Source organism: Paenibacillus sp. KS-LC4 (assembly GCF_036894955.1).
Taxonomy (GTDB): domain Bacteria; phylum Bacillota; class Bacilli; order Paenibacillales; family Paenibacillaceae; genus Pristimantibacillus.
This window is the reverse complement of the sequence record NZ_CP145905.1, coordinates 1,983,545-1,997,500: the sequence shown is the minus strand read 5'-3', so window position 1 is coordinate 1,997,500 and position 13,956 is coordinate 1,983,545. Positions and strand designations below refer to the sequence as shown.

The following is a 13,956-nucleotide window of genomic DNA, read 5'->3' as shown; positions in this document are numbered from 1 at the left end:
CCCAGTCGAGCCCTTAATTAATGCGCTGTCATAAGTCAGACTGAACTGTGCGGCATACAAATCCTTGACTCGTGAAAAATTAATAGCGATATCGAAAGTCTCACCGATTTCTACTTCGATTTTAGAAGCAACCGCTGCAATTGCAGGCTCCGTAGGTTCTTTTTCACGTACGTAATCGACCGTATAAATTGGCTGTCTGCCATTAAACGCAGCATCGTGAACGGTTACATAAAACCGGTTAAGCCCATATTTAAGCGGCACTTTAACGCTAAATTCACCATTTTCAGCAAAGGTTCCATAATAATATAGGCTTGAAGAATGACTAGGGCTAACCGACACTGTAATGCCTGAATAATCGCCTAATGCGTCGATCATTAGATCGCTGATGACACGCCCGTGTATCGTTCCTACATCATCCACTGCCGTTACGGACGGCTCACTTAACTCAGAAACAGGCGGTGTCAAATCAATAATGACATCAATAAGTTTATCCAATAGCAGATCCTCTTCTCCCAAGCCCACTCTGGGAATGATGGCATAATGACCTTCTTCTAATTGAATGTACTCCGAATTAAGCATCACGGTCCCCATCCAAAATGCATAGCCATAATAACCCGGCCCCATATTTGCAGTTTCCTTGAACAATCTTCCTTTGTAGGTTAGCGTATTGCCTTCGATTTCGTAAACATCAAGGGAGAAATACGGGAAATGCTTGTTGAGATTAACATCAATATTCGTAAAGTCTGCGTAATTATCCCAATCAGGCGAAATCGCATAAATATCAAGTGTCAGATCTGAAATCGGCTCAACCTGCTGAGAGCTAGTCTTTAATTTGCTAAAATCCATTTGTTCAAAGCTCATCGGCAGCTTAATTTGCTTAGGTGCCGTAAGTGGCTGAGATTCAGCCCCCTCTGCGTGTAGGTTTGCAAAAAACAGAGAAAGCGTGAACGTAAATACGAATGCAAGTACTAGCTCCTTTCTAAAAATGATTTTGTAACTCCTGAGTTGCAGCATCATATTCCTCCTAATTCGACGCGTGTAGGTGGCGTATATCAAGCCCAACTTTCTTAGGCCATCCTCCAGATTATTTTATAAGAGATCCGCTGCAAAAAATGTAGAATTCCCTGTATGCAAAAAAACCGAAATCCCGTCTTAAATGAGGAATTTCGGTTTTTTAACGTTATTACTCCATTGAGATCTAGCTAATTACAATCGCAAGCCCCGTTCGAGCGCTATGCTAGCTCTTTGCTTTCTTCACGCTTTTCTTAGCAGTTTTCGCTTTCGAAATGTAGCTGTTGCCACGGCTTCCACGGCTGCGGCGGCTTTTGTGGCAGGAATCTTTGCTCGCATCTACGTCGGAATAATTGTATTCATACAGGTGCTTCTCACAAGGCACGCAATGATGACGATTAACGACGTTGATTTGATGCACAACCTCAACGATCTGCGGATGAAAGACATCATTTACCACCGTTACAGGCGGATCAAATACCCGGACAGTTGGACAAAACGAATCGCAAGACATACAAGGCATCTCCTTTTCTCATGGTCTATTATAATATACGAGAATGGGTCATGCTTTGCTTGTGTTAAAGCCTTGCGAGACAGCTATCCCTACTAGCGGTTATCTATTTTTTCCGGGTATAAATCATGGTTCATCAGGCGGTTTTCCGCCATCTGCTCGTATTTTGTGCCCGGCTTCCCATAATTGCAATAAGGGTCGATAGAGATGCCGCCGCGCGGCGTGAACTTGCCCCATACCTCAATGTAGCGCGGGTCCATAAGCTTGATTAAATCGTTCATAATAATGTTTACACAGTCCTCATGGAAATCTCCGTGATTACGGAAGCTGAATAAGTACAGCTTAAGCGACTTGCTCTCTACCATTAACACATCGGGAACATAAGAAATGTAAATAGTAGCAAAATCCGGCTGACCCGTCATTGGGCAAAGACTCGTAAACTCCGGACAGTTAAACTTCACAAAATAATCCCGGTATGGATGCTTGTTTTCAAAGGATTCCAAAATTTCCGGTGCATATTCAAACGTATACGCTGTTCCCTGATTGCCAAGCAAACTGATCCCCTTCAGCTCTTCTTCGTTTCTTCCACTCATCGTTGCTCGCTCCTTCTCTTATCACTCATCGCAAACCTTCTATGCTAAACGCCCCGTTTGTTCCCCCATACCCAAGCGTGCAGCTGCGGCAGCACCCTTACCTGATTCATATCGCTGCGTACCATTACGCGTTCAATTAGCCATTCATACCGATCCACAAGCTTGTCGCGCAGCTTGCCATTGTCGCCTTCAACAAGGTCATCATTGCCGGCTTGGACGAAAAAAAGCACTCCCGGATACCGCGCGTGTACAGTTGCGGCATACGCCAGGTCAGCGTCGTCAAATACGACGACCTTCAGGCTAAAGCTGCGCTCCGCTGCTGACAGCTGCCTAACAATCTGATCCAGCATGTCCCAGTTAGTCGCCATTCCGGAACTCGGCGGCTTGGGTGATAAGGTCAGCTCATCAATGTCTAGCAGCCAGTCCTGCCACTTGCTGCCCTGCGTTTCCAGCGCGACCTGGATGCCTGCGGCATGCAGCCCCTGCACCAGCTCACCCGCATGGCGAAGCAGTGCCGGATTGCCGCCAGATAGCGTCACATGCGAGAACGCTGCTCCGCCGACGGCGTGCAGCTCCGACATGACTTCCGCAGCAGTGAGCATGCGGATTTCATCCTTGGCTGTTCCATCCCACGTAAAGGCAGAATCGCACCAAGCACAGCTGTAATCGCAGCCTGCTGTGCGGACGAACATCGTTTTTTGCCCGATGACCATCCCTTCCCCTTGCACAGTCGGCCCGAAAATTTCCATAACCGGAATACGTGCTTCGGCCTGCTTAAGCATCGGGAGCAGCCGCCTCATCGTGGAGTTGTTTAGCCGCTAGCTGCTGCGCCATCTTTTTGGGGCGGTAAATGACATAGCTCGTTGGCGTCTCACGCAAAAACACTTGGACACAGCGCGGCTTGTTCGCCAGCTGATCCAAATAAGCTTGTGTAATTTCATAAATTGTACGCGCCACAACTTCCGTTGTCGGAAAATACTCTGCGCTTTGCGCATGGAAATGCTCGTTATCATCATTTAAATACGTATGGTCAAAGCGGTCATGAATGAGCCGCTTAATGCGTGCAAAGTTAACAAGAAAGCCGGATGCATCGAGCTCATCACCAGCGATTGTCACATTAGCGAAATACGTATGCCCATGAATCTGGGCACATTTGCCCGCATCGGCGCTCGGAATGCTATGTGCAGCAGCAAAATGCATATCTTTATTTAGCTCGTAGCTGTAGGGATGTACTACGGAAGGGTAAATTTGCTGAATCACTCGGCCTCATCCTCCTTACGGAAAGACAAATATTGCTCAAGGCCCTGCGATCTAAGCTTGCATGCCGGGCAATCGCCGCAGCCATCTGCAAGGATGCCATTGTAGCAGGTCAGCGTCTTGCTTCTGACGAACTCGAAGGCGCCCAGCTCATCGGCAAGCTGCCAAGTTTGGGCTTTATTCAGCCACATGAGGGGGGTCTCAATGACGAATGGATAGTCCATCGCGAGATTAAGCGTCACATTCGTAGATTTAATAAAAATGTCGCGGCAGTCGGGATAGCCGCTGAAATCGGTCTCGCATACACCGGTCACGACCGTATGCGCGTCAATTTGCTTGGCAAGTATCGCTGCGAACGATAGAAACAGCAAATTACGGCCATCCACGAATGTCGTCGGCAGGCCGCCTTCTGTTTGCTCAATCGCAATATCGTCCCTCGTCAGCGCATTTGGCGCCAGCTGATTAAGCAGTGACATATCAAGCACATGATGCTTGACGCCAAGCTCCTGCGCAATTTGTGCGGCGGAGTCCAGCTCCAGCTTGTGGCGCTGTCCATAATTGAATGTTACAGCCTCCACTACGTCATATCGCTTTAGCGCCCAAAACAAACAGGTCGTGCTGTCCTGCCCTCCGCTAAATACGACGACGGCTTTTTTCACCGCCTGCTCGCCAGCTGCTGCTTGATTTTGCTGCACTTTCTGTGTTGCTGTCATCCTTCATTCTCCTCTCTTCAATGCCGGCTACAGCCGGAGCATGCAGAGAGATCCTTCGAACATTTTGCCCATAAAACAAGGTGAAACGCCTGTCGCCATCCTCTGGTGACAAAGCTGACGTTTCAAAGATGAAATATAAGAGTGTATAAAGGTGAAACGTATACCTTCTTATATTCTAAAAAACGGAATTCGTCCTGCCATTCCATTTTCCTTAGTTTTTTATAGAGGGAGTTCGCGAACCTCTCCTGTTGTGATGCGCCGCGGTCGGCGTTCACTCCAGACTTTATATTTTCACACCTCTCGTACTATAGCACAGCTGGAGGCCGCTGAACAAGGGAAGACATTGGACGGCTACAAGTACCGCTACAAGGAAAACGAGGCTTTTTGTCGAATATAAGGGGGACTGGAAATATTTCACCTTCACCACCTAATAAAATGCGGGCAACAGGAGGAAGATACGTCAATGGCTTTCAAATTAAATAATGTAAAAGAAAACAAAAACGTCTTCATTCAAGATCAAATGGGCGGATTCAGCATTTTGGAATATAAAGAGGATCTCAGCTCTACGACTGCGCTGGAAGCACAAGCGAACTATTTTATGAATCAAAGCAATATGCGCAAAAAACAGCTGATGATTGAGCTCAATAACAATGAAATTATGATGAGCGCAGGTGCTATGCAGTATATGATCGGAAATATAGAAATGAATTCAGGCATTAAAGGCGTTGGTGGACTCATGCGAAATTTAGTCGCTGGCGCAGTAACCGGCACGTCCGCCGTCAAACCGGTATACAAAGGGACGGGCACGATTATGCTGGAGCCGACGTATCGCTATTTGTGGCTCATTGACGTGGACAACGATCATATCGTCATCGAGGACGGTCTATTTTTAGCCTGCCATTCGACACTTGAACTAAGCGTAAGCGCACGCAAGACGCTCTCCTCAGCTGCGCTTGGCGGAGAAGGGCTGTTTAATTTAAGCGTTAGAGGAAAAGGCGTGCTCGCTGTAGAAGCGCCGATCCCTTCAGAAGAAGCGGTTGTCGTTGAGTTGCAAAATGATGTGCTTAAGGTAGACGGCAACTTTGCTTTGATGTGGTCGAGCTCCCTTGATTTCACTGTAGAAAAATCAGGAAAATCACTTTTGGGCTCCGCTGCCTCGGGCGAAGGTCTCGTTAACGTATACAGAGGAACGGGTCTGGTATGGCTAGCGCCGCTTACGGATTACAAACCAATGCCACAAGCAGGTGCAAGACGTTAATCTGCAATTGCGCGAAAAAAAGACCGCTCTTCCCTTCACAAGGGAAAGCGGTCTTTCGTATGAGCTCCTATGAACGGACTGGCAGATTCAGCTGCCGCAGTACGCACTCTTCTGTTATGCGCTTGCCAGCTTCAAGACTGCGTTCAAAGCAGCAGCAATTTCCCGTTCAATCGCTTCTGCCACAACGTTCGTATGCGGATCATATTCTTGCGCCAAATCTGCATCTGCATAGCCGTCCAAAGCTAAAATCGCTCCGGCGCGTGCGCCGCGCAGCGTTGCAATGATATAAAGTGCAGCGATTTCCATCTCAACCGCCAGTGCGCCAGCCTGCTTGTACTGCTTATGTGGAATATCCACAACGCCTGTAAAGAAAGCATCGAGCGTGACGGTGATGCCCTTCTTGACAATGCCGCCCTCCGCCAAAGCCGCCGCATACAGCGCACTGCTTACCTCATGATCGGCAACCGCTGGAAAGCCTTCCGGCACCAGCTGGCGCGTCAAGCCGTCTGCGCGAACCGCAGCCGTGCTGACAACGAGGCTGCCAGCTGGATAATCAGCCGAATAAGAGCCCGCCGTCCCGACGCGAATCAGCGTCGTAACACCGCCCTTGATCAGTTCCTCAAAGCATACGGCCGCACCCGGCGAGCCTACGCCATGACTGACTACCGCTAGGCGTACTCCCTTATAGGTTCCCACAAAGCTGCGGTATTCACGGCTGAATGCCAGCTCGCGCTTTTCCTCCAAATGCCCTGCAATCGTCTCGGCGCGTTTCGGATCACCGCAAACGATAGCAATAGCGGGCAAATCCTCTGTATTCACTTGTAAAATCGGCAACAGCAAGTTAATCCCACTCCTTCTTATGCCACTCATCTTCCGGCAGGCCCAAATCTTCTCCCGAGAAGCGCTGCTCCTCAAACGGGTCCGCATAATTGTGGAAGCCATTGCGCTCCCAGAAGCCCGGACGGTCCTCCGTCATAAATTCAAAGCCGCGAATCCATTTCGCGCTTTTCCAGAAATACAAATGCGGTACTAGAAGGCGTAGCGGCCAGCCATGCTTGGGCGTCAGCTGCTCGCCATCATAGCTGTGAGCAAGCAGTACATCCTCCCGCAATAAATCTTCAAGCGGCAGGTTCGTTTCATAATCCTGATCGGCATGAATCATCACATATTTGGCTTCCGGCTTAACGCCAAGCAGCGGCAGCAAATCCTTGAATTTGATGCCTTCCCACTTCGTATCCAGCTTCGACCAGCGGGTTACGCAATGAATATCATTTACCTGGGTCGTCTGCGGCATAGCCATGAGCTGCTCATAGGAAAACACCGTTTCCTTCTCGACAGCCCCACTAATTGTCAGCGTCCATTCCGCCATATTATATTCGGGCACTTCATTCTCATGCAAAATTGGAAAACGGTCCGTCAGCGCTTGTCCGGGCGGAACCCGATGGGCGATTTCGGCAGCCACCTCAATATGCCGAACCGGCGCTTTTTTCAAACGTTCAGCCTTACTAAGCATAATCCATTAAACCTCCTTCAAATATGCGGCTTGCAGCAGCGCTCCTAACGCGAGCTTTCGTTCGCCTTGCGCGCTTCCGCCAAATAGCTTTTATCCTTGAAGAAAAACATAGCAATAATCGTCACTACATAAGGCAGCATCATTGTAAAATGAACGGGCAGCGCATAGCCCTGAAGCCTCGTGCTGAGCGCATCCATAAACCCAAACAACAGGCTCGCGCCGGCAACGCCAAGCGGATTAGACTGTCCGAGCATCGTCGCAACCAGCGCGATAAAGCCGCGGCCTGCCGTCATGCCCTCGGTAAACATCGTTACTTGGCCAAGCGACAGCTGCGCTCCAGCCAGCCCGCACAATACGCCGCACATCAGAACGGCCCCATACTGGATATGCGTCACCTTGATGCCGAGGCTTCTGGCGGCAATCGGATTTTGCCCAGCAGCCAGAAGGCGGAAGCCTGAAACGGTCTTAAATAAATAATACTGCAAACAAGCGACGAGCACGATAGATAAATAGACGAGCGGCGAATGGCCGGAAACGACATCTCCGACCCAAGGAATGTCCTTAATCAGCGGAATATCCCATTTCGGCAGGCCTATCATGCTTTTATCGTAATAAGCGCCTTTGACATTAAAGATCGCCCGCAAGGAAAACGTCGTCAGCCCAAGCGCAAGAAAGTTGAGCGAAATTCCGACGACGATAACATTTGCCTTCAAATGAATAGCCATATAAGCAAGCAATAAGGAGAACACGAGCACGCAGACGATAGCAAACAGCACAGCGAGCCATACATTGCCCGTCAAATGGTTGCCGACAATCGCCGAGAAGGCGCCAATGAGTATGAGCCCTTCGAGGCCGACGTTAAACAGGCCGACCCGCGCGCATAATGCACCGCCGAGCGCTGCAAGCAAAATCGGCGTAATCATGCGGAGTGTCGAAGCAAACAGGGAAACATCAAACAACTGATCCACCTTAAGCCCCCGCCTTCTTCTTTTTCTTAAAGAACGAATAAGTAAACTTTGCGGAAATAAATAAAATAAGTACGGCCTGAATAATGCTCGATACTTCCAGCGGGACATCGGTATTGCGCTCGACACCCATGCCTCCGGTTTGCAGTGCAGCAAGCAATATGGCAGCAAGCGCAGTACCGAGCGGATTCGAGCCGGCCAGCAGCGTCGCCATAATGCCTGACCAGGCGTAGCCTGGTGAGGTAAGCGCGCCATCCAAATAGCGGTATTGCGTGCCAAGCACCTCTCCAGCTCCGGCAAGACCAGCAAAGCCGCCGCTGACAAACATGCTGTACAGCATCAGCCTGCCGCGATTCACACCGCCATAGCTCGCAAAAAGCGGATTGCCGCCCATCATGCGGATTTCATAGCCTTTAACCATATAGCGCATAAACCAGGCAAGCGCTATAGCCCCAAGCAGTGCAAACAGAAACCCTGCATGCAGGCTCATCCCTTGAAACAGCTTGGGCAGCCACACGCTTTTGTCCACCATGACCGTCTGCGCCATAGCGGCCGAGCCGGATCTGTCCATCAAAGGATAGGATACGACATAACCTGCGAATAAAGAGGCTATATAATTAAGCAATAAGGTCGTAATCAATAAGTTCATGCGAAACCGGGCATCCAGCCATCCTGCAAAAGCCGACCATAATCCGCCAGCAATAACGCTGGCAAGCAGCGCTGCAACAAGCTTAAACCAGGCAGGACCAGGCAAATAAATCGCAGTCACTGCGGCGCTTAGCGCGCCAAGCACCATTTGTCCCTCGGAGCCCATATTGAAAAAGCCCGCCCGAAAGGCAAGCGCCACTCCAAGCCCAATCAGCATAATGGGCGTAGCGCGGCTTAATGTATTTGTGAAAAAATAAAAACTGCCGAAGGCGCCCTTCCACATCTCGGCATAGGTTTCAGTGACAGACCCGCCAACAATCGCGATGGCGATAGCGCCCGCACCGAGACCGACGACGATGGCGAGAAGCGGCTGCAATAGCGCCTTCAGTATTCCTTTAAGCTTGTCCACCCGTTTATCCTCCCGCCATTAACAGACTAATTTCTTCTTCCGTAGCCGTTAAGCCTGGCAGCTCGCCAACGATCCGGCCTTCATTCATAACGAGCACGCGGTCGGACAGCTTTAGTATTTCCGTCAGCTCCGAGGATACGAGCAAAATCGCTCCGCCTTCAGCTCGCCGCTTCAGCAGCTCGCCATGAATGATTTCCATTGCGCCGATATCGACGCCGCGGGTGGGCTCAGCTGCAATGAGGAACGGTGTTTCCTGAGCAAGCTCGCGCGCCACAATCAGCTTCTGCAAATTGCCTCCCGATAAATATTGCGCCTTCGTATGAATCGAGCCTGTTTTAATGCCAAAACGCTCAACCCAGCCGCTTACGAGCTGGCGGATAGCCGCTCCGCGCAGCACGCCTCCACGCTGGTAGCGGCGGGTATGGCCCATTAGACCATTTTCCAGCACCGTAGCATCCTTGGCCACCCCCCATTGATAGCGATCCTCAGGTATATGGGCCAGCCCTTGCTCACGAATGCTGCGCACAGACTCGCCAGTAACCTCTTTGCCTCGCAGCTCGATCTTTCCAGCATCAACTGGGACAAGTCCCGAAATCGCCTGCAGCAGCTCCGATTGCCCATTGCCGGAAATACCAGCGATGCCGACAATTTCTCCAGCGTGAACGGCAAGGCTGACTTGATCAAGCTTCGGCTTGCCATGCTCGCCTTTTATCGTAAGCTGCACCGCTTCGAGCACCTTCTCGCCGCTGGCTGGAGCCTCTTTCTGCAATTCTAGCAGCTCGCGGCCAACCATCATCCGCGACAACTCTTCAATACTCGTATCCGCCGCATGTACCGTACCGCTGAGTTTACCGTCGCGCAGCACCGTGATTCGATCAGCTACGTCCATAATTTCCTGCAGCTTATGGCTAATTAGAATGAAGCTTTTGCCCTGTGCGGCCAGCCGCTTGATAGCAATAAGCAGCTCCTTGACCTCAAGAGGTGTCAATACCGCAGTCGGCTCATCCAAAATAATGATTTCTGCTCCCTGATGCAGCACCTTCAATATTTCTACGCGCTGCTGCAAGCCTAGCGAGCAATCCTCTACCTTTTTCCACGGATCAACGGGCATGCCATATGAAGCACCCAATTGCTCTGTTATAAGTGCCGCTTGCTTGCGATCAAAGCTTATTGCCTTGGCGGGCTCCCGGCCGATGACGATGTTTTCAGAAATAGTGAACGTTGGGAACAGCATAAAATGCTGATGCACCATCCCGATTTTACTGTTGATGGCGTCCGATGGGCTATGAAACGCCTCCTGCTTCCCGTTTACAACGATGCTGCCAGAAGTCGGCGTCTCCATGCCGTACAAAATGCGCATCAATGTCGTTTTTCCAGCACCATTTTCTCCGACCAGCGCATGAATTTCTCCTTTACGCAGCGAAAAATCCACTTCGTTATTGGCCTTTAGCGCTCCGTAGGATTTTGTAATCTTATTCATTTGCAGCAGCATGAGGCAGCTCTCCTCTCACAATAAACTAAGGTGAAACGGCCGCGCGCCGTCCTTTGACGGCGCACGGCATTTCAGACCGAGAAATATAGAGAAAATATGGCGAGATCATATACTTTCCTATATTTCAAAAACAAGCAAACCGGCTGCTCGCTGGCAGCCGGTGCATCTTCTTATTTCGCCGCTGGAAGCTCTACGACGACTTTCCCTGAAATAATATCTTGAGCAATAGCTTTCACTTTCGTAATCGTGTCTTCACCAACAAATGGGCTAAGCGGTGATTTGCTGTCTTGGGTTACGAATGTAAGACCTACACCGTTTTCCTTCAAGCCGTAGTCCGTTGCAGTAAAGTCGAATTGGCCAGTTGCGAATGCTTTAACGGTTTCATAAGCTACCGTATCTGTTCCTTTCAACTGGGAAAGGACGATATGCTCAGGATCAAGCACTGTACGGTCAATGTCTTGACCGGAAGCGTACAAGCCTTTTTCCTTCGCTGCTTCAAATACGCCAAGATCGCCTACTGCCGACATGCCGGCTACAAAATCTGCACCTTGCGAGTATTGCAGAAGTGCAAGCTCCTTGCCTTTAGCCGAATCATTAAAATTGCCTACATAGTTAGTCAAAAATTTGGCATCCGGGTTTGTGCTTTTAAGCCCTTGCTCGAAACCGTAGGTGTATTTCTTAAGCAGCGGTGTATCCATCGCTACTACTGCGCCAACTACATTTGTTTTAGTGGAAAGTCCAGCGGCTGCGCCAAGCAGGTAAGCTGCCTCCTGTTCACGGAACACGACGCTGCGAACGTTAGGCTGCTCCACGGTTGTATCAATAATCGCGAATGGCTTGTCCGGATTTTCTGGAGCTACTTTATTAAGGGCATCCTCCGCTTGGAAGGTTGCTGTAATGATCAGATCGTAATTGTCCGCTACCGCTGCACGCAGGTTTTGCTCGAATGCAGCAGGGTCTGTCGACTCAATCGTTTTCACTTCTACATTAAATTCTTCACCAGCTCTTTTGAAGCCTTCATCCATCGATGCGAAAAACGGGTTAACGCCGATTTGCTCAGGTAGCACAAGTGCAACGCGTTTTTGCTTTTCTGCTTCAGGAGAAGCTGTTGCCGTTCCAGCATTTGTAGCTGTGCCGCTATTCGTGCCAGTGCTGCTGTTATTTGTTGCGTTCGAGCCGCAGGCTGCTAGTAAAACGACAACCATCAATAATGAAATTGTTAACGCCAGTGTCTTTTTCATCTGTGTACGTTTCTCTCCCTTAAATAGCTTGTATTTTTCTCTTAATCCTAGTAAGCTCATCGGATTTTGTCAATAGCGAATTTTCGACAAAACTCTCGTTTATTCTACATTATTTTCACGAATCTTAGTTATAAAAATACGATGTTGACACAAAATTGTAACAATGCTAGTATAATCATACTATTCCGAGTCATTTAATATGTTTTGGAAAATAATATCCAATACCGGAGGGAACTTTATGAGCACAAAATATCCTGCACTAACCAGATCCTTATTGTCCGCATCTCTGGCCTTATCCATCGCCTTATCAGCCACCGTTCCTACTTATGCAGCTGCTTCTACTACAACAGCAACAAGCGCAGCAACGACTGCCGCTTCATCCGAGGCTAAGCTGTTCCTTAAAGAGAAATTTGGCATCTCCTTCACTACTAGCACGATTACAAAAGGGCAATTCATTCAAGCTATTGCCGATGCGCTTAAGCTGGAGCAGCCGGAAGAGCTTCCTGCCTTCACTGATTTAACGGAGGCTAGTCCTTATTATACCGCAGCAGCAGCCCTTCATAAACAAGGAATTCTCACATCAACAACCGTAAACGCCGAGCAAAAGCTGACAGCAGCATCCGCTTTATATATCGCCGTTAAAGCGGCTGGACTGCAAGAGCTGGCTCATACATACCCGCAGGCGAAAATTACAGCTGGACTAAAGAAGCTGAATATTCCTGCCTCCTCTCTTGGAACAGCAGCAGCGCAAGAGCTCGCAGCAGCCGTTGATACGGGATTACTTCCAGCCTCCCAGTACCCTGCGATCAAAGGCAAAGGGCTGACGCCGCAGCTTGCCGAAACACTGATCGTACAAATCCTTTCCTTTAAAGGAGATTATAAGCATTTCATCGGCAACATCAGCGACAGCACGATTTATGCTGAACTGAATGATGCGTTCAAAACATCCAACATTATTCAAGCACCTGAGCTGCAAACGATTGTCGATACAGCGCTCAAAAACAACTTGGTTACGGGTTACAACCTGAAGGACGCGCGATTTGACGCCAACTTCACTCCATCGCTATCCCTTACTTATGGACATAGTGACCTCAAGCATGTTATCCAGCTTATCGGGCTGCTGCGCAGCGAAGGCATTGACGCCAAGGTTCAGCTAGAGCCTAAAACATCCGCCTTCGTCTTCATGAAGGAATGGGGCGAGCCGCCAACAAAGGATACTGAAAATTATAAAGTTGTCCAAATCGAGAATGGCAACTTTATTACCTATGCGAAGGAATTTGACATCGCCTTTGAATTCAACAATGCAGCGGATAAAGCCCGCTTCCAGCCTATTATTTTGCAATATGCGAAAAAAGATAAAGCCGATCAGCCTGGCCTGATCTATGGCTCATGGTTCCAGCCGCTTTATTATTCCTCGACTAAGCTCGATGAATACGAGGTCATTACGAATAATAAAATTACGGGCAGCGGTTATTTTTATGCTCAGTCCTTCTCGCTGAACGATCAATCGAAAAACATCGTAGAGGGCTTCCGCAAGCTTGATCCGGCTGTCAACATTGATTCCTATACGTTCTGGGTAGACAAGCCATTCCATAACTACTTGAATGGCGAAGGTCTATAAGCTGAAGAACAATCCAACGATTGCAAAAAAAGGGATTCCTTCGTGAAACGAAGCGAATCCCCTTTTTTTTTGCAGTATAGCAAAGCATGTAATGCTAAGCCTCGCTGTTGTCCTCGCGCTTGCGTTCCAAATTTTCACTCATTCGCGTGAACATGCTTACCGTAACATCCATATCCTCCAGCGAAAATCCTTCATAAAGCCTGAGCATGAGATCTTCACGAACACGCATAATGCCATCTACCAATTTGCGCCCCTCGTCCGTAATCGTGAGCAGCACGATACGACGGTCCTCTTCACTTCGTTCCCGGTCAATATAGCCAAAATTAATTAATCGGTCGGCGATGCCAGTGACCGCGCCACTCGTAATTTGCAGCAGCTCCGCCATAACTGACGCTTTCTGTGGACCATGCTCCGACAGCAACAAAACCATCTTTGCATCCGTCATGCCTAGCCCTTGCACATTAAATCGATTCCATTCGGCATGGATTAAACGTCTGAGCTGGCGAAAGGCCTCGTCCATCTCACGCATTTTTTCTATTCTTTGCTCCGTATTTTCCTGATTCATTTATACCCCTCGCGATACTGGTTTTCTTCACGGCACGTTCATTATACTTTTCCTACTACTATACCGTGTTTTTCCTTGATAGCCAAGCCAGAAGCCGTTTTAAGCACATAAGTCCATCAACATTACTAGCCAATGCTTGTCCTCTGTGTTAAACTCAAA

The 13,956-nt window shown here is 49.1% G+C and carries 15 protein-coding genes and 1 riboswitch (1 of these 16 running past the window's edge); of the genes, 2 read left to right on the top strand and 13 right to left on the bottom strand.

The genetic code is table 11. The features are described from left to right. The 6 genes from V5J77_RS08630 to queC form a co-directional block, all read right to left on the bottom strand. On the bottom strand, positions 1-846 hold the 5' portion of the coding sequence (locus tag V5J77_RS08630) for a hypothetical protein (RefSeq protein WP_338555369.1). 777 nt of this gene lie to the left of the window's left edge; only the first 846 of its 1,623 coding nucleotides appear in the window; the start codon lies at positions 844-846; its stop codon lies off the left edge, out of view. Between the two features lie 391 nt (positions 847-1,237). Beyond that, the gene (locus V5J77_RS08625) at positions 1,238-1,525 is read right to left on the bottom strand and encodes a hypothetical protein (RefSeq protein WP_338555368.1); all 288 of its coding nucleotides are present in this window, start codon (positions 1,523-1,525) and stop codon (positions 1,238-1,240) included. A gap of 92 nt (positions 1,526-1,617) precedes the next feature. Continuing rightward, positions 1,618-2,115, bottom strand: coding sequence for a preQ(1) synthase (queF, locus tag V5J77_RS08620; protein WP_338555367.1), 498 nt, complete (start codon positions 2,113-2,115; stop codon positions 1,618-1,620). A gap of 44 nt (positions 2,116-2,159) precedes the next feature. Beyond that, the gene (gene queE / locus V5J77_RS08615; RefSeq protein ID WP_338555366.1) at positions 2,160-2,897 is read right to left on the bottom strand and encodes a 7-carboxy-7-deazaguanine synthase QueE; all 738 of its coding nucleotides are present in this window, start codon (positions 2,895-2,897) and stop codon (positions 2,160-2,162) included. Beyond that, on the bottom strand, positions 2,890-3,375 hold the full coding sequence (gene queD / locus V5J77_RS08610; protein WP_338555365.1) for a 6-carboxytetrahydropterin synthase QueD: 486 nt from the start codon (positions 3,373-3,375) through the stop codon (positions 2,890-2,892). The genes queE and queD overlap by 8 nt, the downstream gene beginning before the upstream one ends. After that, the gene (queC, locus tag V5J77_RS08605) at positions 3,372-4,085 is read right to left on the bottom strand and encodes a 7-cyano-7-deazaguanine synthase QueC (RefSeq protein WP_338555364.1); all 714 of its coding nucleotides are present in this window, start codon (positions 4,083-4,085) and stop codon (positions 3,372-3,374) included. Before queC ends, queD begins: the two co-directional genes overlap by 4 nt. A gap of 205 nt (positions 4,086-4,290) precedes the next feature. Continuing rightward, positions 4,291-4,334, bottom strand: a riboswitch (PreQ1 riboswitch). Between the two features lie 214 nt (positions 4,335-4,548). On the opposite strand from queC, the gene V5J77_RS08600 reads away from it, so the two are divergent. Next, a complete protein-coding gene (locus V5J77_RS08600) occupies positions 4,549-5,343 on the top strand; it encodes an AIM24 family protein (RefSeq protein WP_338555363.1) in 795 nt (264 codons plus the stop codon). A gap of 114 nt (positions 5,344-5,457) precedes the next feature. On the opposite strand, the gene V5J77_RS08595 is transcribed toward V5J77_RS08600, so the two are convergent. The 6 genes from V5J77_RS08595 to V5J77_RS08570 all read right to left on the bottom strand — a co-directional run bounded on the left by V5J77_RS08595 (position 5,458) and on the right by V5J77_RS08570 (position 11,611). Further along, the gene (locus V5J77_RS08595; protein ID WP_338555362.1) at positions 5,458-6,183 is read right to left on the bottom strand and encodes a nucleoside phosphorylase; all 726 of its coding nucleotides are present in this window, start codon (positions 6,181-6,183) and stop codon (positions 5,458-5,460) included. A gap of 1 nt (position 6,184) precedes the next feature. Continuing rightward, a complete protein-coding gene (locus V5J77_RS08590) occupies positions 6,185-6,856 on the bottom strand; it encodes a sulfite oxidase-like oxidoreductase (protein WP_338555361.1) in 672 nt (223 codons plus the stop codon). Between the two features lie 44 nt (positions 6,857-6,900). Continuing rightward, positions 6,901-7,824 carry an ABC transporter permease gene (locus V5J77_RS08585; protein WP_338555360.1) on the bottom strand — a complete coding sequence of 308 codons (924 nt, stop codon included), beginning with the start codon at positions 7,822-7,824 and terminating at the stop codon, positions 6,901-6,903. Between the two features lies 1 nt (position 7,825). Further along, a complete protein-coding gene (locus tag V5J77_RS08580; protein WP_338555359.1) occupies positions 7,826-8,878 on the bottom strand; it encodes an ABC transporter permease in 1,053 nt (350 codons plus the stop codon). Positions 8,879-8,882: 4 nt separating this feature from the next. Next, complete coding sequence (locus tag V5J77_RS08575) at positions 8,883-10,370, bottom strand: ABC transporter ATP-binding protein (RefSeq protein ID WP_338555358.1); 1,488 nt, start codon at positions 10,368-10,370, stop codon at positions 8,883-8,885. Between the two features lie 170 nt (positions 10,371-10,540). Beyond that, entirely contained in the window at positions 10,541-11,611 is a 1,071-nt protein-coding gene (locus V5J77_RS08570) for a BMP family protein (RefSeq protein WP_338555357.1), read from the bottom strand. A 238-nt stretch (positions 11,612-11,849) separates the two neighbouring features. On the opposite strand from V5J77_RS08570, the gene V5J77_RS08565 reads away from it, so the two are divergent. Further along, positions 11,850-13,232, top strand: a complete 1,383-nt coding sequence (locus V5J77_RS08565; protein WP_338555356.1) for a hypothetical protein — start codon at positions 11,850-11,852, stop codon at positions 13,230-13,232. Positions 13,233-13,326: 94 nt separating this feature from the next. Here the strand turns inward: V5J77_RS08565 and V5J77_RS08560 are convergent, their stop codons facing one another. Next, the gene (locus V5J77_RS08560; protein ID WP_338555355.1) at positions 13,327-13,797 is read right to left on the bottom strand and encodes a MarR family transcriptional regulator; all 471 of its coding nucleotides are present in this window, start codon (positions 13,795-13,797) and stop codon (positions 13,327-13,329) included. Between the last annotated feature and the right edge of the window lie 159 nt (positions 13,798-13,956).